A 20,029-nucleotide genomic window follows, 5' to 3' on the forward strand; every position below is an offset into this window, starting at 1 on the left:
ATTGTTAAATGTGCTATCAGAGATATCCTTAGTGATACCTAACATAAGTTAATGTTTCGAAACTGGATGTCTATATAGATGAAAATCAAAAATACCATAATTTTAAGGGGGATATACATGAACAAGAAAAAAATAACAAGTGTTATACTGAGCTTCTTACTAGTTATTTCAGCAGTATTTACAGGATGCGGAAGTAAATCAGAGGCTACTGCTACTAAACAAGCTTCAAGTAATGGAAAAATCTTAGTATATGGAGCTGAATTTGAATATGAAAAAATTAGCCTTTACATTAACTGCTCCAAAAACAGATGAGGTTAGAGTTAAAATGGCAGAATATTTTGCTTCGCAGTTTAAAAAGATAGGTGCAGAAGTAAAAGTTGAAGCTCTTGATTGGAGTGTAATAAAGATAGATCAATGTGATGCTTTTGTTCTTGGATGGTGAAGTCCATTTGATGCAGATGAACATACCTTTAGATTATTTCACTCAAGTGGAATTAATGGTGGAGAGAACTATGAAGCATACTCAAATCCAAAGGTAGATGAATTACTAGACAAAGCGAGAACTACTACAGATGAAAATGAAAGAAAGAAATTATATGCAGAATTCCAAAAAGAACTATCAGAAGACCCTGCTTTTAATTTTGCAGTTTATTTAAAAGCATTATTCGGTGTAAACAAGAGAGTTTTAGGTGTTAAAGAGAAGGTGCTTGGGCACCATGGCGCTGGTTTCTTATGGAATGCAGAACAGTGGAATGTAAACTAAAATTTTGAAAGTTGAGGGGTATTATGGATGAGATTAAAAGAGAAATAGCATTAAAGTGGAACTCCTGGTCAAAGGATTATGATGAACAATATTCTCATGGATTAAAAAGTGAAGCGGAAAAAAAGCAGTGGGAGATATTTTTACAAGAAATCCTGGGAAAAGAACCTAAACAAATATTAGATATAGGTACTGGAACAGGATTTTTGGCACTGCTTTTAGCAGAATTAGGGCATAATTGCACTGGAGTTGATATATCTGAAGGAATGATGAAGGTTGCTAGAAAAAAGGCGCAAAAGGCTGGGCTAAAAGTAAGTTTTCGTATGGGAGATGCAGAAAATCTTCCTAGTAAAGAAAACACCTTTGATATAGTGATAAATAGGCATTTGCTTTGGACTATCCCTAATCCAGAAAAAGACTTAAGTGAATGGATAAAAGTGTTAAAACCGGGTGGCAAGCTTGTAATTATAGACGGGGACTGGTTCTACAAAAACATTAATTATGATGTTCAAAGATTCTTTGGTAAGCTATTAACAGCTGTAACTGAATTTAAAAATCCATGGAATAAAAAGGGTGATTATGGCAATAATATTAAAGAAAATTTACCTATGATTAAGGATAAAAATGCTAGAAATATACAACAGTTAGTAAGAAATGCAGGTTTAAGTGATGTAAAGGTTATTCCTATGGAAGAAGTGGACAGGGTGGAAAAAGGAGTCATGCCTTTAAAAAATAGACTGATGAATCCATATAAGAGAATTTGTATAACAGGTATAAAAAAATGAAGTAAAACTTGACTTAGTTCCGGTATTAAGTTGTTTTATCTATATAGGATTTCAAGGTGGAACTTTAACTTATACACAAAGATAAGTTATTAGTAATTGAGAATTACGGTTAAGTTAAGAATTAAGAGTGAAGAGTTAAGAGTGAAGGATAATTTTTCTCCACTTTGTTTCGGAAAATTTTTAATTTAAGGTTTATTGAAGCAAAGCTCCAATGGTGTTATATTTTAGATTTTCTGTAGCTTTAGCAAAAGAAAATCATCCATAACTCTTAATTCTCAACTCTTAACTAAACTTTATCAATTAGGAATAAAATATTCCTGCGTATAAGTTAAGTTTCGATCGTGGAACCCTGTATATAATTTATTATGGGGTGAGAATGTTGGAAAATATTGTAGAGGTAAAAAAACTAAAAACCATATTTAATACTGAAAGTGGTATTAAAGAGGTAGTAAAGGGAATAAGTTTTGATATTAAGAAGGGAAAAGTAACTTGTATTGTAGGTGAAAGTGGAAGCGGAAAAACTGTGACTGTAACGTCAATGATAAAAATGCTTCCTAAAAATGCGTCAATTTCGGAAGGAAGCATATTATTTCATGGACAAGATTTAACTAAAATAACAGAGAAGGAAATAAGGCAAATAAGAGGCAAGAAAATATTCTCAGTATTTCAGAATCCAATGAATTGTTTTAATCCATCTATAACTATGGGCACTCAAATTTATGACCTTATATCAAGCAATATAAAAATAGCCAGAAAAGAATTTGAAAATAAGTTTTGTGAAATTATGAAAAATTTAAATCTAGAAAATCCAGCTGCTATTTTAAATCAATATCCATTTCAATTAAGCGGTGGTATGCTTCAAAGAATGATGATAGCGGCAGCTATATTTATGAAACCAGATATAATAATTGCTGATGAACCTACCACAGCACTAGATGTAACTACTCAAAAAGAAATATTAAGACAATTTAAGCTTATACAAAAAAAATACAATACAACAATATTAATAATAACCCATGATTTCGGAGTTGTTGCAGAGATAGCTGATGAGGTACTAGTTATGCAAGAGGGATCTATAGTAGAGAGAGGAAATGTCTTTGAAATTTTTAATAATCCAAAGCACAGCTATACCCAATCCTTAATTAAGGCAACTTTCGATAGAGAGGTAGAAGAAGTATGTTAATAGAAGTAAATAATTTATCAAAGTTATATAGAACAAAACTATCTTTAGTAAAATCTGAAAGTGGAAATAAAAGAGCAGTGAACAATGTTTCTTTTACTATAGATAACAATGAAATTATAGGATTAGTTGGAGAAAGTGGATGTGGAAAAAGTACTCTTTCAAGACTTATTATGAGAATCGAAAAGCCTACGGTCGGAAATGTTAGTTATAGAGGCAGAGATATTTGGAGTTTTAAAGGGGATGATTTAAATAAATTTAGAAAGAGCTGCCAAATAATTTTTCAGGACACCTTAACATCTCTAAATCCTAATATGAAGATAGTAGATACTTTAAAGGAGCCATTAAATAATCACTTCAAAATGTCTGAAGAGGAAAAAATTAAAAAAATTCAAGACATAATTTTTTTTGCAAACTTGAATAAAGGCATATTGGCTAATTATCCAGCTAATCTCAGTGGAGGCGAAAGGCAGAGAGTAAATATATGCAGGGCTTTGCTACTGGAACCAGAGTTTCTTATATGTGATGAGATAATATCCAGCTTAGATGTTTATACTCAAGCAGTTGTCTTAAACATGATAAAGAGATTAATAAGTCACAATAATATGGGAGTATTGTTTGTTTCTCATGATATAAGTGCGGTAAAGTATCTGTGTTCTAAAATAATGGTGATGTATAAGGGAGAGATAGTTGAGGTTATAGATAATAAAAATAAAGAATACAAGATAAGTCATCCCTATACTAAGAAGTTAGTATCCTCAGTACCTATAAATAACCCTAATAAGAGATTGGCGATGGGATAAAAACAATAGCATTTAATCAATTAAATATAAGCTTATTAATTAAGAAGAGTACCGGCAATGTCGGTGCTTTTTGACTCTATAGGAATTTATAAAATTTTTAACTTGTGGATAACTTAAAAGTATAATCCATGAAATGGACTCTTTTATACCACATAAACATCTAATTTCTATATAGAAGGTATTTTAATTCATAGTATAAAGAAGTAATCATACATGAACAGCATACATATAACTTTAAGTGTATACTAATTTATTTAGGAAGTGTGCTTTATGAATAACGAGCAATTTCAAATAAAAAATAATGACATTCTAAGAAATTGCTTTGATTTAAAGACTATTAAAATAATTATACCTCTTGCAATTCCAGTGATAATAGAAAATATCTTGCAAGTTTTGCTTAGTACTACTGATACTTATTTTGCAGGAAAATTAAATTCTAATGCTATTGCAGCTGTAGGCATTACTAGTCTTATAATGAATATATACATTGCATTTTTTATTGCTGTAGGAATAGGTACTACCACCATAGTTTCAAGAAATATAGGGTTAAATAAACCTAATAAAGCTGCTGAGGCAGTTAAGCAATCTATATTATTAACAGTTATAATTAGTTTGATAATAGGTATTATTAGTTATATTTTTGCTGATCCTATTTTAAGAATACTAGGTGCTAAGCCAGAGGTGTTAGTATATGCGTTACCTTATTTCATGGCAGTTGCGGTACCATCAGTATTTTTATGTTTAATGTTAGTACTATCAAGTGCTTTAAGAGGAGCAGGAGATACAAAGATACCAATGGTAGTTTCTTTAGTTGCAAATTTAATCAATATAATATTAAATTATATTTTAATATTTGGAATTTGGAATTTTAAAGGGTTAGGAATAGTAGGTGGTGGATTGGCTACCACTATTGCCCGTATAATTGCAGTTATAATGCTTTTAACTTGTCTTTGCAAGGGGAAGACAATTATAAAGTTAAATCTCTTTAGCAAATGGATAATAGACCAAAAACTATTGATATCAATAAGTAGAATAGGAATCCCTGCTGGAATAGAAAAATTAATAATGAGATTTGGACAATTGGTTTATGGAGCGATGATTATAGCTTTGGGAACCTCAGCATATGTAGCTCACAATATTGCAGGGACTATAGAGAGCTATTCCTATCTTCCAGCTATGGGATTTGGGGTAGCAGCAGCTACCATGGTGGGAAATAATCTTGGGGCAAATAAACCAGAGGAAGCTAAAAAATTTGCTTTAGCAGCAAATACTTTATCAACGATATTGATGGTTATAATAGGTATTTTCTTTTTCATTGCTGCGCCATTTTTAGTAAAGGTGTTTACAAGTGATAAAGAAGTACAAAGATTGGTAGTAGCAGTAATAAGAATAATAGCATTATTTCAACCATTTTTATCATTAACCTTGGTTATATCCAGTGCATTACAAGGAGCAGGGGATACAAAATTCCCCATGTACTCCACACTCATAGGGATATGGGGAATACGAGTTGTATTTGGATATTTATTTTCTATAATATTTGATTTGGGGTTAGTAGGAATTTGGTTAGCTTATTCTTTAGATATAATTATAAGGGGGATATTATTATTGTTAAGATTTTTAAAGGATAAATGGAAAAGTATAAAAATTAGCTAATAATTACTGTTGAGGTGATAAAAAAATGTAACAAAGAGGTACATCCATAATTTTTATGATTGCACCTCTTAATAATTATATATTTTCTGTTTTCATTGCTCTCATGGAATTTAATACAGCAAGTAGCGTTACACCAACATCACCGAAAACAGCTTCCCACATAGTACCTACACCTAAAGCTACAAGGACTAATAAAATAAGCTTAATACCTAAAGCAAAGATTATATTTTGCATTACTATAGTTCTTGTTTTCCTTGCTATTTTTATTGCTGAAGCAATCTTAGAAGGCTCATCAGTCATTATAACTACGTCAGCAGCTTCAATTGCCGCATCGGAACCTACACCACCCATTGCTATGCCTATATCTGCTCTTGCTAGAACTGGGGCATCATTTATTCCATCACCTACAAATACTAATTTACCCTTAGGTGATTTTGTTTTATTCAGTAATTCTACTTTCTCAACCTTTTGATCCGGAAGTAGTTCAGTATAAACTTCATCTAGCCCTAACTGCTTGGCAACTTTAGTCCCAACAGTATTATTATCACCTGTAAGCATAACTGTTTTCTTGATGCCAATAGCTTTTAAAGCTTTAATAGCTTTGGATGAATCCTCTTTAACTTCATCGGATATTACTATATATCCTGCATATTTTTTATCTACAGCAACATGCACCACTGTACCTATAGTTTCAACCTGTTCATAAGCTATCTCTTCCTCAAGCATTAGTTTATAGTTACCAGCTAATATTTCTTTACCGTTAGCTAAAACTTTTACACCATGACCGGATATTTCTTTATAGTTTTGTATTGAATCTTTAGCTATTTCCTTACCATAAGCATTTAATATAGAATTTGCTATTGGATGATTAGAATAACTTTCTGCATAAGCTGCATAAGCTAAAAGCTCATCTTTTGAAACATTATTCTGTGCTTTTACTTCTGTTACCTTAAAGACACCTTTTGTAAGTGTCCCTGTTTTATCAAATACAACAACTTCCACATTGTTTAAAGCTTCTAAATAGTTACCGCCTTTAACAAGTATTCCATTTTTTGAAGCTCCACCTATACCACCAAAGAAACCAAGTGGTATGGATATGACTAAAGCACAGGGACAGGATACTACTAAAAATGCCAAAGCTCTATATAGCCATTGGGAGAAAGATGCGCCTTGGATAAATAAGGTTGGCAGTATGGCTAAGGCTAAAGCTGAAAAAACAACGGCTGGTGTATAGTATCTAGCAAACTTTGTAATAAAGTTCTCCGTTGGAGCTTTTTTACTACTTGCATTTTGAACCAAATCTAATATTTTAGCAATCGTAGAATCTTCAAATTCTTTTTCTACTTCAATTGTTAAAAGTCCATTTTTATTAATAGATCCACTTAAAATATTATCGCCTAATCCTACTTCTCTAGGAACTGATTCACCAGTTAAAGCAGAAGTATCTATCATTGAATTACCTTCAATTACATTACCATCTAGTGGAACTTTTTCTCCAGGTTTTACTATTATAATATTACCTACACTAACCTCTTCTGGTGATACCTTTTTAATATCATTACCTATTTTTAAGTTAGCAAAATCAGGTCTTATATCCATAAGGGCGGTAATAGATTTTCTTGAACGGTTAACTGCAATTCCTTGAAACATTTCTCCTAACTGATAGAAAAGCATAACAGCAACACCTTCTGGATATTGTCCTATAGAAAAAGCACCAATAGTTGCTATACCCATAAGAAAGTTTTCATCAAATACTTGTCCTCTGCTTATATTTTTTAATGCTCTTAATACTACTCCACCACCAACAAGCATATAGCTTATTAGATAAAGCATTAATTCTATAGTATTTGAAAAGTTCCAAATGGTTGCTATTCCAAAGATTGCAGCACCAACAGCTAACTTGATTATTTCTTTTTTATTGCTTTCATCATATTCATGTCCATGATCATGAGTCTTATTTTGTGATGTTTTGCTCTTATTTTCAAGTTCAATCACTTTTACATGAGGTTCTATTCTTTTGACTATTTTCTTTGTTTTTTCCATAATTGCATCTTGTTTGGAGAGGTTGTCTATTTCCAAAGTAAGCTTTGTAGATATAAAATCCACCATAGCAGATTTTACACCATCTATCTTATTTGCTTCTCTTTCTATTTTGGCAGCACAGTTACCACAACATAGGCCTTCAAGTAATAGTTCTTTTTTAAAAGCTTTTTTTGATAGCTTTTCTTCTATTTTTACATGAGGCTCTATTTTTTCAATTCTAACAGAAGTTGCTGCAATCAAGTCTTGTACACTATTTACTTCTTCAAGTTCTAAAGTTAGAGTTTTAGTTAGAAAGTTAACATTTGCTGAATTTATTCCTTTAATGTTACCAACCTGCTCCTCTATTTTAGATGCACAGTGAGCACAGTCTAAACCTTGAAGAATGAACTCTTTTTGAATATTTTTACTATCAAATTTTTTTGACCTGATGTTAATATTTTTTTTATCAATATTTTTGGTTGATAACTTTAAATTATTTTTGCTAAGCTTTTTAAGTTCTTTACCCATAGTCTTCCTCCTCATTATGTAATGTAGTTTATTTTTTTCATATATGAATTAGCCTGTGATTAAAAGTACTATCTTATCGTTGAAAAGTATGAACATATGAATTATTGTTCATATGTTTATTATATTAAGGTATTTTAATCTTGTCAATAAGATTAGAAAATATTCTATAAAATCTTAATATATGGTATTTTTTATATTTTTTTTAAAAATAAAAGAAATATTTGACATAATATTGATAAATATGTATACTAATATTAGTAAAATTTCATATTTAAAGGTAATAGGTTTAAAAGCTAGATTAGCTAGTTTTTGATTAAAAGGGAAACAGGTTTAATTCCTGTACGGTCCCGCCGCTGTAATAGAGGAGTCCCTCTGAGAATGCCACTGAACAATTGGGAAGGCAAGAGGTGATTATGATACTAGAGTCAGAAGACCTGCCTGTTGCTATAGAGATCATAACTCTACGATGGATAGGGGGTATGTTTAATTGTTGTGCATAAATGCTATGATATTTCAATAACAGCCCTTTCTATTATCAATAGAAAGGGCTGTTATTGTATTACGAAATGTGGATAAATGATGAGGGTGAAAAAATGAACAAAAAACAAATAGGTAGAAGGTTGCTACAAATTCTTATAGTCTTGATAGGTATTAGTTTTTTTACATTTGGCTTAACATATCTATCGCCGGGTGATCCAGCAGAAATTATGCTTACAGAATGTGGAAATATACCAACACCTAAACTATTAGAACAAACAAGAGCAGAGCTTGGATTGGATAAACCGTTTCTTACACAGTATGGAAATTGGGTCGAGGGTGTTCTTACTGGGAATATGGGGAAATCCTATTCTATGAAAGTACCAGTTGTACAGAAATTAACAGCTTGTTTTTGGCCTACCTTAAAACTGACTTTAGTATCATTGCTTATTATGATAGTCATATCAGTGCCTTTGGGCATTTTATCAGCAGTTTATCAGAATAAGTGGCCAGATTATCTAATCAGAGGAATTACCTTCATTGGAATTTCCGTCCCTAGCTTTTGGATTGGTTTGATTTTATTGAGTATTTTTGGTGTTACTCTAAGGTGGGTGTCTGTTTCAGGAGGAAGTACAGATTTTAAAGCATTAATTCTTCCGGCAATAACTTTGGCTATTGCAATGTCAGCAAAATACACAAGACAAGTTCGTATAGCTGTCTTAAATGAGTTGCGTCAAGACTATGTAATTGGTGCACGTATGAGAGGAATTAAAGAAAGAGCAATTCTTTGGAGCCATGTGATGCCAAATGCGATGATTCCTCTTGTTACATTGCTAGGACTCTCTCTAGGCAGTCTTTTAGGAGGAACTGCAGTGGTGGAGATAATTTATAACTGGCCAGGGATGGGAAGTATGGCTGTAAAGGCTATATCTTGCAGAGACTATCCTCTAGTACAAGGCTATGTATTATGGATATCTCTTTTATATATGGGAATTAACTTGTTGATTGACCTTTCCTATAATAGTCTGGATCCTAGATTGAAGGAGGAACTGTAGTTTGAAGCTAATTAATTTCTTAAAATTTAACAAACAATTTACTTTTTTTCTGTTTCTTGCATTGGTAGTTATAGGAGTTGCTATTTTTGCTCCTTTCATTGCGCCAATGGATCCATACGAAGCTAATATGACTAAATCTTTGACAGCACCAGGAGACATATATATATGGGGCACTGATAAACTAGGAAGAGATGTATTGTCAAGAGTTATTTATGGAACCAGGACTTCATTGTCTATGGCACTCTATTTAGTAGCAGTAATATTCACTATTGGAACTACACTTGGAATTTTTGCAGGATATTTTGGAGGAATCATGGATGCCATAATTATGCGTATTGCAGATATGATGATTTCGTTTCCAGGGTTAGTATTAGCTATTGCTATTGCTGGACTATTGGGACCCAATATGGTAAATGCAGTTATTGCAATTTCAGCAGTAAGTTGGACGAAATATGCTAGGTTGTCTAGAAGTATGGTCTTAAAAATTAAGAAAAACCTTTACATAGAAGCTGCAATAGTATCTGGCACAAAAACAAAAAATATTCTATGGAAATATGTAGTTCCTAATATAATAACTACAATGATAGTTACAGCTGCTACAGATATTGGAACTATGATGTTAGAGCTAGCGGCTTTATCCTTCTTAGGTTTTGGAGCACAGGCACCTACACCAGAATGGGGACTTATGCTAAATGAAGGAAGAACATATTTGTCAAAAGCTTCATGGCTGATGATTTATCCAGGTATTGCAATTGTGGTTGTTGTAATAATATTTAATATGCTGGGTGATAGTTTAAGAGATATTTTAGATCCTAGGCAAGAGTAATAAAATATAAAATGTGAGGTAGTAATAAGGTTGAAAGAAATGCTTTCATAACGTTTTATGCCTTCAACGAAAGGAATGAATATAAAAATGAATAAGTTTTTTAAAAATGTATTAGGTATGATTTTGTCAAGTACAATAAGTTTATCACTGATGGCTGGTTGTGCAAATTCTAAGGATAAAGCTAATGTATCAAAAAAAGGTGGAGAGGTTACCATAGGTGTAACTAGTTTTGCTGATACTTTAGAGCCAACAGAGCAGTCTTTCAGTTGGGTTATAACTAGATATGGAGTGGGAGAAAACTTGGTTCGCTTTAATGAAAAAGGAGAAGTTGAGCCTTGTTTGGCAGAAAGTTGGCAATCTAGTGAAGGTGGAAAGACGTGGACATTTAAAATCCGTAAAGGAGTTAAATTCTCTAATGGAGATGATATGACTCCAGAAATGGTAAAGAAGTCCTTGGAACGTACTTTTAAATTAAGTAAGCGTGCGGTTTCTTTTTTTGAACCAGCTTCTATAGAAGTGGATGGACAGAATCTTAAAATTACTACAAAAGAACCAGTTGCAGTAATTCCAGGAAGTTTAGCTGATCCATTGTTCTTGATTGTTGATACAAATGTTGATACAGCCTCTTTCGCAATGAAAGGACCAATTTGTACAGGGCCTTATGCTGTAGAATCTTTTAAGCCAACAGATTCTTGTGTAGTTATAAAAAATAAGAATTATTGGAATGGTGACGTACCCTTAGATAAGGTTACCTTTAAATGTATAGAGGATCAGACAACTCGTTCCATGTCATTACAGACAGGTGAGGTTGATATTGCATACAATTTAAAAGCAGAAAACTTAGCTGAGTTTAAAGATACTGATAAGTACAATATACAGAAATTACAATCTTTAAGATCTACTTTTGCTTTTATGAATCACAAAGGTCCATTAAGTGATTTGAAATTAAGACAAGCACTTATCCGTGGATTGGATAAACAAACTTATAGTAATGTTCTACTGGAAGGCGGTGCAATAGCGGGAAAAGCACCAGTACCTCCAACTCTTGATTTTGGATTTAAGGAATTGAAGGATGAAAATAGCTATAATCCAGAAGGAGCAAAAGCATTATTGAAGGAAGCTGGTTATAAAGATATAGACGGCGATGGCTTTGTTGAGACACCAGATGGAAAACCATTACAATTGAATTTTGTTATATATACTAGCCGTAAAGAATTGAGTGTTTATGCACAGGCTGCTCAGGTAAGTTTGAAAGAGATTGGTTTAAATGTTAAGTTAAATACCGTTAGTTATGAAACAATGTTACATACAAGAGAATCTGGTAAATTCGACTTGTTAATCTGGAACGTGCTAGTGGCAAATACTGGGGATCCAGAAAAGTATTTACGTGAGAACTGGTACAGTACATCTTCAACTAATCAGACAGGATACAAGAATGCAGAGGTAGATAAGCTTTTAAATCAACTTTCCAAAGAATTTGATAAGGATTCAAGAAAAAAATTAATTATCCAAATTCAACAGTTAATTATGGATGATGCAGCAACAGTTTTCTTTGGATATGAGACTACTTATCTATTCTCATCAAAAAGGGTAAAAGGGGTTACTATGTATCCAACTGACTATTATTGGTTAACAAAGGATATTACACTGGCAAAATAAAGGAGTATATTATGTTGAAAATTAATGATTTGACAGTTCAATATGGTAAACAAAAGCCTACTATAGAGCATTTTAATCTTTCTATGAAGAAAGGTGAAATCATTAGTGTAGTTGGAGAAAGTGGAAGCGGAAAGACTACAGTTATTCGAGCAATATTAGGTGCTTTGTCTGGAGCTGGAAAAGTAACTGATGGATATATTGAATTCCAAGGCAAATCCTTATTAGGAATCCATAAGGATGAATGGAGAAAGTTAAGAGGAACAAAAATGTCAATGATTTTTCAGGATTGTGGAGGAACTTTAAATCCCTTAAGGAAGATTGGGAAGCAGTATGTAGAATATATTTGTACTCATAGCGATGTATCTAAAGATGAAGCCTATGAAAAAGCGGTTTCTATGCTGGAAAAAATGCAGCTTTCTGATTGTGAAAACATTATGAAAAGTTATCCTCATCATTTAAGTGGGGGTATGCGGCAAAGAGTAGGAATTGCAATTGCAATGACCTTTAATCCAGAACTATTATTGGCAGATGAACCTACCAGTGCACTTGATGTTACTACTCAGACACAAATTGTACGTCAGATGATGGAACTTAGAGATACGTATAACACAGGAATTATTATTGTAACTCATAACTTAGGTATAGCTGCATATATGTCAGACCAACTGATTGTTATGAAACATGGAAAAATTGTAGATCAAGGAACAAGAGATGAAGTTATAAATCATCCTACTAGCGAGTATACAAAAAAGTTATTGAAGGCAATACCTGAAATTAGGGGGGAATCGTTTTGTTTAAAGAGTCGGATATTATCTTAGAAACTAAACATATTATAAAACAGTTTCCCATATCCAAAAATCGAACCCTTACAGCATGTAATGATATTAACTTGAACGTATATAAACAAAAAACTTTAGGAATTGTTGGGGAAAGTGGTTGCGGAAAATCTACTTTTGTACGTATGTTGATTCAAATAGATACCCCAACAAAAGGAGGAATATTTTTCCATAATAAAAACATTCTAGAATTATCAAAAAAAGAAAAATGGCTGAACCGTCAGAATATGCAAATGGTGTTTCAAGACCCATTGGCTTCATTCAACCCTAAAATGAAAGTGATAGATATTTTGACAGAGCCACTTATGAATTTTGGACGCTTAAATAAGAATGAAAAAGAATTAAAAGCAAAAGAATTACTTGAACTAGTTGAATTACCTGAAGATTTTCTTTATCGATTTCCTCATAATATGAGCGGAGGACAAAGACAACGGATTAGTATTGCTAGAGCACTTTCTCTTGAACCTGAAATTTTAGTATGTGATGAGGCTACCTCTTCATTAGATGTTTCTATACAAAAAAATATTATTGACTTGTTAGTTAGACTTCAAAAAGAAAAAAATATAAGTATTGTATTTATTTGTCATGATATTGCATTGATTCAGTCATTTGCTCATGAAATTGCAGTAATGTATAAAGGGCATATAGTGGAGATAATACCAGGAAATCAGGTTGGAACCAATGCTGCTCATCCATATACGCAGACATTATTGGGAGCATTGTTCTCAATCCATATGGATCGTAATAAAAAAATAGAACCTATTGAATGTGAGGCTACCAGCACTCTTGATTTTTCATCAGGATGTATATTTCAAAATCGATGCAAGTACTGCATAAAAAAGTGTAGAGAGGAGAAGCCTACATTACGTAAAATTGCTCCAGAACATCAGGTAGCCTGCCATCATGTTGTTAATCATTAATAATAATGATAACACAATATAGAGGTAGAAATACTAAGGTTTCATGATGTTAAAAGTTAGAGTAATTTTGGCTCAACCATAACTTTTGTAAAACCACATAATAATTGAATAAAGTACATATGTTAGATGAGAAAGGTGTAATGAGTGATGCAAACAATAAAAGTAGGAAATATGTCCGTTAAAACTGGAGAGAAAGCATCAGGGTATGTAGAGGTTAAGGACACAGAGATAGAACTTCCAGTCACAATTATTTGTGGGGATAAGGAAGGGAAAACTATATTTATTTCTGGAGGAGTACATAATGCAGAATATGTAGGAATTCAGACGGCTATTGAAATAGCTAATGAGATTTCACCATCCAAATTGACGGGAAATCTTATTATATTACCCCTAATGAATAGAACAGGCTTTGAACATCGAACTATGAGCATGGTCTATGAGGATGGCAAAAACTTAAATAGAGAGTTTCCTGGAAATCAGCAAGGAACAGTAGCGGATAAAATCTGTTATACCGTTGTAACAGAATTTCAAAAGAATGCAGATTATTATATTGATCTTCACTGCGGAGATGGATATGAAGATCTAACACCTTATGTGTATTGTGTAGGAGCAGCTGCTCCAGAGGTTGTAAAGAAAGCAAGAGCTATGGCTGAAGTGGTAAATGTTCCTTACTTGGTGCAATCTCCTTGTGGTACTGGTGGTTCTTATAATTATGCAGGTTCCTGTGGAATTCCTAGTATTCTCATTGAAAGAGGATGTCTGGGGATCTGGTCCAAGGAAGAGGTGGAACTAGGAAAAGAGGATGTTAGAAATGTCTTGCGCTATTTAGGAGTTTTAGAGGGAGACGTTTCTAAAAGAACCTATAATCCAACTGATGTAGGAACTGTGATTTACAAAAATGCTGGACACACCGGCTGCTGGTATCCAACAAAAAGATCAGGAGACACCTTTAAAAAAGGAGAAATTTTAGGCTATATTAAGGACTATTTTGGAAATGTATTGGAAATATGTGTTGCTGAAATGGATGGAATCTTACTTTATCAGGTTAGTAGTTTATCTATTATTAAGGGTGGATCTATGGTGGCTTATGGGGAAAATCCAAATCAGAAATAGCTTAGTAAACTAAATATTTTTACTTATGGAGAAATCATTTGTTTGGTTTCTCCTTTTAGTATGTTTATATGAGATGAAAATTATATAAAATAAGGAGCAGAAAGAGTAAATGACGAAGAAAATTAATTTAGATAAAATACTTACTGATAAAAGATATATAGTGTTATTATGTACATTATGTACTTTCTTATGGGGAAGTGCATATCCAGCAATTAAATTGGGATATAACTTTTTTTATATACAGTCAAAGGATAGTTTTTCAAAATTACTATTTGCAGGGTATAGATTTTTTCTGGCCGGCATAATTCTAATGCTTATACAAAAGGCTATGGGAAAAAGTATAATGCCTAAAGCTATGTCCGATTTTAAAAATTTGACTCTTTTAGGAATTGTACATACTCTTTTGCAGTATGTTTTTCTTTATATTGGTATGGCGAATACTACAGGGGTAAAAAGTTCTATACTGGGTTATGTGGGGGTTTTTGTAAGTATTATATTAGCACATTTTATTTATAAAAATGACAAGTTATCTTTAAAAAAGATTATAGGATTTTTAGGGATAATAATAATTAATTTTCAAGGTAAAAATTTTAATTTAGACTTTAACTTAACCGGTGATGGATTTGTAATTTTATCTACTGTTATGGGATCTATAGGCAGTATATACAACAAAGAATTAGTAAAAAAGAATGATGTTTTTGTGGCAACAATATGGCAGCTTATATTAGGCAGCTTAATGCTTATAATTATAGGTAAATTTTCGGGAGGGACATTGATTTTTACATCAGCTAAATGCGGAATTTTATTATTATATATGGCACTACTATCATCAGTTTCATTAGTAGTATGGTCTGCGTTATATAAATACAATAAAGTTGGCAAGATTGCTATTTATAGTTTTCTAATACCTGTATTTGGCGCATTGCTATCTGCTGTTTTATTGGGAGATTCTATATGGGATATTAAAAGCTTGGTAGCATTAGCTTTAGCTTGTATAGGTATATGGATTGTTAATAGAGAATAATATATAGGGCAGTTTCAAAATGATAACGAAAAGTCAATGGTTATCATTTTGAAACAAAAGAAGTTATCAAAATGATACAAAATTATAAAGTAATAACCTAATTTCAAGCTTGTAGAATTGGCATGAAAATTGCTCTAATATAGAATAATAAGAAATTTTATTACGATAAAAAAGAGCAATGGAGGATTAAGGATATGGCAGAACTTTTAGAAAAGGTAGAACAATATTGGGATGGAAGATCAGATGGTTATTGTGAGGTTAACTTACAGGAATTACATAGTTTTAAGAGAAATGCATGGATAGATTTAATAAATGAGTATGCGCCAAAAGTATCAGGAAGAAAGCTAAAGGTATTAGACATAGGTACAGGCCCAGGATTCTTTGCTATAATAATGGCCGGCTGCGGATACGAGGTTACAGCTGTTGATTACACAGATGCTATGCTTCAAAAAGCTAAAAAGAATGCAGGTATATACAAAAACAATATTAAATTTAAGAGAATGGATGCACACAATTTAGAGTTTGAAGATAATACTTTTGATTTAATAGTTACCCGTAATCTTACCTGGAATCTTCAAAGGCCTGATGCAGCATATAGAGAGTGGCATAGGGTATTAGATAAAGGTGGAAGATTATTAAATTTTGATGCTAATTGGTATTTACACTTACATGATGATGAAAAAAGAAAAGACTATGAACAGGATAGACTAAATACTTTAGAAAAAGGTTTTGAAGATCATTACACTTGTACTGACGTAGACGCAATGGAGGATATTGCAAGAAATTTACCTCTAAGCAAAATATGCAGACCGGAATGGGATACAAAAGAACTGCTTAGTATTGGTTTTAAAAAGATAATGATAGAAATGGAAATAGGAAATAGGGTATGGGATGAAGTTGAAAGAGTTAACTATGGTTCTACACCTATGTTTATGATTGCGGGAGAAAAATAATTCTATATGCAAATGAGAAATTTTAATTTTAACAAATTAATGGAGAGGATGATAAAGACAAGTTGCGAGAATACATAATAGAAAGATTAATACATTTAATTCCTGTTTTATTTGGAATTACTTTTTTAACTTTTGCACTGACATATTTTTCGCCAGGGGATCCAGCGGTGATAATGCTTAGTGCCACTGGTATAACCCCTTCTCCGGAACTTGTACAACAAGTTAGGGAAGATTTAGGGTTAAATAAGCCCTTTTTGATTCAGTATTTACATTGGCTAACAGGTGTCTTTAGAGGTGATTTCGGTATTTCCTATAAATACAGCAAACCTGTATTGGAGTTAATAGTATCAAGTCTGCCAGCCACTTTTAAGCTGGCAGGAGCATCACTGTTTATGATGATGGTTATAGCACTACCTTTGAGTATTATATCTGCACTACATAGAAATAAGGCATTAGATTATATAATCAGAGTTATTTCATTTTTTGGAATATCTATGCCGGGATTTTGGGTTGGATTATTATTAATTTATATATTCTCAATCAAATTAAAAATCTTACCGGTTATGGGGGATACAGGGTGGACAAGTATTATAATGCCTGCAGCTACTTTAACTATTGCAATGGCATCTAAATATACAAGACAGCTAAGGGCGTCCATACTAGAGGAAATATCTCAGGACTATGTAATTGGTGCTAAGGCTAGAGGAGTTAAAGAGAGAGTAATACTGTTAAAACATGTTCTGCAGAGTTCGCTTTTATCCATTGTAACCTTATTAGGACTATCTTTGGGATCATTACTTGGAGGAACAGCTATAGTTGAAACTATTTTTTCTTGGCCAGGAGTTGGAAAGTTGGCTATAGAAGCTATATTTAGCAGGGATTACCCATTAATACAAGGGTATGTGGTATGGATGACAGTGATTTATGTGCTCATTAACATGGTGGTAGATATTTCATATTATTTTCTAGATCCAAGGATCCGTTTAGAAAAGAGGGCTTGATATGGAGAGTATTATATTAGTAGCGAAAAAGAATAGACTATTTATATTTCTATGTATATTAGTATTAATTTTAGTTTCAATAACTTTATGTGCACCCTATATAGCTCCTCATGATCCACTTAAAACAAGTATGGCTAATTCACTTCAAGGCAGAAGCAGTGAGTTTCTATTAGGTACAGATAATCTTGGAAGATGTCTGCTGTCAAGACTATTATATGGTGCATTGACTTCTTTAAAAATGACCTTTTGTCTAGTTGTAATAGTATTTATAGTTGGAACAACAGTAGGTACATTAGCAGCATACTTTGGAGGAATAGCTGACACAATTATAATGAGATTTTCTGATATTTTTCTGGCTTTTCCAGGAATTATTTTTGCTATTGCTATTGCGGGCGTTCTTGGGCCTAGTTCCATGAATACTGTTATAGCTTTAGCGGTAGTGGATTGGGTTAAATATGCAAGGGTAAGTAGAAGTTTAGTACTGTCTATAAGAAAAAAAGAGTATATAAAAGCAGCTAAGATGGGAGGTGCTAAAGAACATGAAATAATTTTTAAATACATATTGCCCAACATAATACCGTCCCTTATTGTAATGGCTACTATGGATATAGGTACTATGATGCTTGAAATATCATCTCTTTCATTTTTAGGCCTTGGTGCTCAGCCGCCTACTCCTGAGTGGGGGTATATGCTTAATGAAGGAAGAAACTATATGCAGACTGTACCAGCACTAATGATATATCCAGGTATTGCAATATTTGTAACTGTGATGATATTTAATTTACTAGGGGATAGTATAAGGGATATATTAGATCCGAATAAAGAATATTAAAACGAAGAATATTAAGGGGATATTAAAGGAATGAAAGTTAAATTAAAAAGAAAATTAGCATTATTATTTACAACAGTTTTATTGTGTACAAGCCTTGCTGCTTGTAAAGGAAGCAGCTCTTCTGAGAAGAGCAGTAGCGAAAAGCCAAAAAGTATTACCTTTGGTTTTAACCAATTTCCAACTAATATGGATCCAGCTCTTGAATTTAATGGTTGGTATACCTCAAGATTTGGTGTAGGTGAAACTTTAGTTAAATTAAACGCAGAAATGAAGATAGAACCAATTCTTGCTGATTCATGGAAAAGAGTAGATGCTTTAACATGGCAATTTCACATTAGAGAAGGAGTTAAGTTCCATAGTGGTAAAGCAGTTACTGCTGAAGCAGCAAAAGCATCTCTTGAAAGAGCATTAAAACTAAATAAGAGAGCAGGTGAAGTATTGCTTGTTGATACTATAAGTGCAAATGGACAGGAACTTACAATAAAAACTAAAAAGCCACATGAAGCACTTTTAGGGAATATTGCAGACCCTCTTACTACAATAGTAGATACTACTGCAGCAGAAGATACCTTTGCTAAAGCTCCAATTTGTACTGGACCTTTTAAAGTTAAATCTTATACTGCAAATTCAACAGTAGTAGTAGAAAAGAATAAAGATTATTGGGAAGATAAGGCTAAGCTAGATGAAGCAACCTTTAAATATATTAAAGATGATAATACCCGTGCAATGGCCTTGCAGTCTGGGGAAATTGATGCTGCAACTAGTATTCCAAGTAACAATATGTCATTATTTGAGGATAAGTCTAAATACAATACAGACAAAATTTCAAGTTTAAGAATAATTTTGTCCTATGAAAATTTAAATAATGAGTTCTTAAAAGATCCAGCAGTACGTAAAGCTATTTCTGTAGGAATTGATAGAGAAACTTATGGTAAAACACTTCTTAAGGGTAGTGCAGTAGCTGCAGTTGGACCATTCCCAGGATCACTACCTTTTGGAAATAAGAATCTTACAGGTTATAAATACGATAAGGCAGAAGCAGCTAAGCTTTTAAGTGATGCAGGCTATAAAGACACAGATGGTGATGGTATATTAGATAAGAATGGTAAAAAATTAGAATTAAATTTAGCCTTCTATACAACCCGTTCAGAGTTACCTATACTTTCAGAAGCAATGCAGGCTCAGCTTAAAGAGATAGGTATAAGTACTAAGCTTCAATCATATGAATCCGTTGCTAAAGTTTTAAAGAGTAAGGAATTTGATCTTTGCTTATTAAGTGTAAATACAGCAGTAACAGGTGATCCTCAGTCATTTTTACAGACATACTTTAAAACTGGAGGAAGTGAGAATTGTGGAGGTTATAGTAATCCAGAAGTTGATGATCTAATCGATAAATTAGCAACAGAACAAAATACTGAAGCAAGATATGATATCGCTACAAAGATACAGCAGAAATTAATAGATGACAATGCAGATTTATTCCTTGTTTCACCAATGCTTAATATAATTAGTAAAAACACCGTTAGTGGATTAAAAATGTATCCTCTTGACTATTATATTTTAGATAATAAGGTAAGTGTAAAATAGTAGAAACAGATC

At 32.6% G+C, this 20,029-nt stretch carries 18 protein-coding genes and 1 riboswitch; of the genes, 17 read left to right on the forward strand and 1 reads right to left on the reverse strand.

The window, feature by feature from the left end:
• Positions 1-117 precede the first annotated feature (117 nt).
• The 6 genes from CLMAG_RS31585 to CLMAG_RS08905 all read left to right on the forward strand — a co-directional run bounded on the left by CLMAG_RS31585 (position 118) and on the right by CLMAG_RS08905 (position 5,184).
• Positions 118-312: a hypothetical protein gene (locus CLMAG_RS31585; RefSeq protein ID WP_139264089.1), complete on the forward strand. Its 195-nt coding sequence runs from the start codon at positions 118-120 to the stop codon at positions 310-312.
• 13 nt (positions 313-325) lie between these two features.
• The gene (locus CLMAG_RS35175) at positions 326-442 is read left to right on the forward strand and encodes a hypothetical protein (protein ID WP_242872978.1); all 117 of its coding nucleotides are present in this window, start codon (positions 326-328) and stop codon (positions 440-442) included.
• 344 nt (positions 443-786) lie between these two features.
• Positions 787-1,545: a class I SAM-dependent methyltransferase gene (locus CLMAG_RS08890; protein WP_066621220.1), complete on the forward strand. Its 759-nt coding sequence runs from the start codon at positions 787-789 to the stop codon at positions 1,543-1,545.
• A 376-nt stretch (positions 1,546-1,921) separates the two neighbouring features.
• Positions 1,922-2,728, forward strand: a complete 807-nt coding sequence (locus CLMAG_RS08895) for an ABC transporter ATP-binding protein (RefSeq protein WP_066621222.1) — start codon at positions 1,922-1,924, stop codon at positions 2,726-2,728.
• A complete protein-coding gene (locus CLMAG_RS08900; protein WP_066621223.1) occupies positions 2,722-3,528 on the forward strand; it encodes an ABC transporter ATP-binding protein in 807 nt (268 codons plus the stop codon). The genes CLMAG_RS08895 and CLMAG_RS08900 overlap by 7 nt, the downstream gene beginning before the upstream one ends.
• A 270-nt stretch (positions 3,529-3,798) precedes the next feature.
• Complete coding sequence (locus CLMAG_RS08905; RefSeq protein ID WP_082831858.1) at positions 3,799-5,184, forward strand: MATE family efflux transporter; 1,386 nt, start codon at positions 3,799-3,801, stop codon at positions 5,182-5,184.
• Positions 5,185-5,259: 75 nt separating this feature from the next.
• On the opposite strand, the gene CLMAG_RS08910 is transcribed toward CLMAG_RS08905, so the two are convergent.
• Complete coding sequence (locus tag CLMAG_RS08910; RefSeq protein ID WP_066621224.1) at positions 5,260-7,734, reverse strand: heavy metal translocating P-type ATPase; 2,475 nt, start codon at positions 7,732-7,734, stop codon at positions 5,260-5,262.
• A 265-nt stretch (positions 7,735-7,999) separates the two neighbouring features.
• Positions 8,000-8,190: riboswitch (cobalamin riboswitch) on the forward strand.
• A gap of 137 nt (positions 8,191-8,327) precedes the next feature.
• On the opposite strand from CLMAG_RS08910, the gene nikB (CLMAG_RS08915) reads away from it, so the two are divergent.
• The 11 genes from nikB (CLMAG_RS08915) to CLMAG_RS08965 all read left to right on the forward strand — a co-directional run bounded on the left by nikB (CLMAG_RS08915) (position 8,328) and on the right by CLMAG_RS08965 (position 20,017).
• Positions 8,328-9,266 (forward strand): nickel ABC transporter permease, encoded by a 939-nt coding sequence (nikB, locus tag CLMAG_RS08915; RefSeq protein WP_066621226.1) that lies wholly within the window; start codon positions 8,328-8,330, stop codon positions 9,264-9,266.
• A 1-nt stretch (position 9,267) separates the two neighbouring features.
• Positions 9,268-10,092, forward strand: coding sequence for a nickel transporter permease (nikC, locus tag CLMAG_RS08920; protein ID WP_066621228.1), 825 nt, complete (start codon positions 9,268-9,270; stop codon positions 10,090-10,092).
• 57 nt (positions 10,093-10,149) lie between these two features.
• Positions 10,150-11,751 carry an ABC transporter substrate-binding protein gene (locus tag CLMAG_RS08925; protein WP_242872979.1) on the forward strand — a complete coding sequence of 534 codons (1,602 nt, stop codon included), beginning with the start codon at positions 10,150-10,152 and terminating at the stop codon, positions 11,749-11,751.
• Between the two features lie 11 nt (positions 11,752-11,762).
• A complete protein-coding gene (locus CLMAG_RS08930; RefSeq protein ID WP_066621241.1) occupies positions 11,763-12,569 on the forward strand; it encodes an ABC transporter ATP-binding protein in 807 nt (268 codons plus the stop codon).
• The gene (locus tag CLMAG_RS08935; protein ID WP_066621243.1) at positions 12,542-13,507 is read left to right on the forward strand and encodes an ABC transporter ATP-binding protein; all 966 of its coding nucleotides are present in this window, start codon (positions 12,542-12,544) and stop codon (positions 13,505-13,507) included. The genes CLMAG_RS08930 and CLMAG_RS08935 overlap by 28 nt, the downstream gene beginning before the upstream one ends.
• A gap of 147 nt (positions 13,508-13,654) precedes the next feature.
• Complete coding sequence (locus tag CLMAG_RS08940; protein ID WP_066621245.1) at positions 13,655-14,620, forward strand: M14 family metallopeptidase; 966 nt, start codon at positions 13,655-13,657, stop codon at positions 14,618-14,620.
• Between the two features lie 109 nt (positions 14,621-14,729).
• Entirely contained in the window at positions 14,730-15,644 is a 915-nt protein-coding gene (locus CLMAG_RS08945) for a DMT family transporter (protein WP_139264088.1), read from the forward strand.
• Positions 15,645-15,838: 194 nt separating this feature from the next.
• Positions 15,839-16,597 carry a class I SAM-dependent methyltransferase gene (locus CLMAG_RS08950; RefSeq protein ID WP_066621249.1) on the forward strand — a complete coding sequence of 253 codons (759 nt, stop codon included), beginning with the start codon at positions 15,839-15,841 and terminating at the stop codon, positions 16,595-16,597.
• Between the two features lie 62 nt (positions 16,598-16,659).
• Entirely contained in the window at positions 16,660-17,598 is a 939-nt protein-coding gene (gene nikB, locus CLMAG_RS08955; protein ID WP_066621251.1) for a nickel ABC transporter permease, read from the forward strand.
• Position 17,599: 1 nt separating this feature from the next.
• Complete coding sequence (gene nikC, locus CLMAG_RS08960; protein ID WP_066621253.1) at positions 17,600-18,430, forward strand: nickel transporter permease; 831 nt, start codon at positions 17,600-17,602, stop codon at positions 18,428-18,430.
• 30 nt (positions 18,431-18,460) lie between these two features.
• Entirely contained in the window at positions 18,461-20,017 is a 1,557-nt protein-coding gene (locus tag CLMAG_RS08965; protein ID WP_066621255.1) for an ABC transporter substrate-binding protein, read from the forward strand.
• Positions 20,018-20,029: the final 12 nt, after the last annotated feature.

The sequence above is a fragment of the Clostridium magnum DSM 2767 genome, assembly GCF_001623875.1.
Classification (GTDB): Bacteria; Bacillota; Clostridia; order Clostridiales; family Clostridiaceae; genus Clostridium_AM; species Clostridium_AM magnum.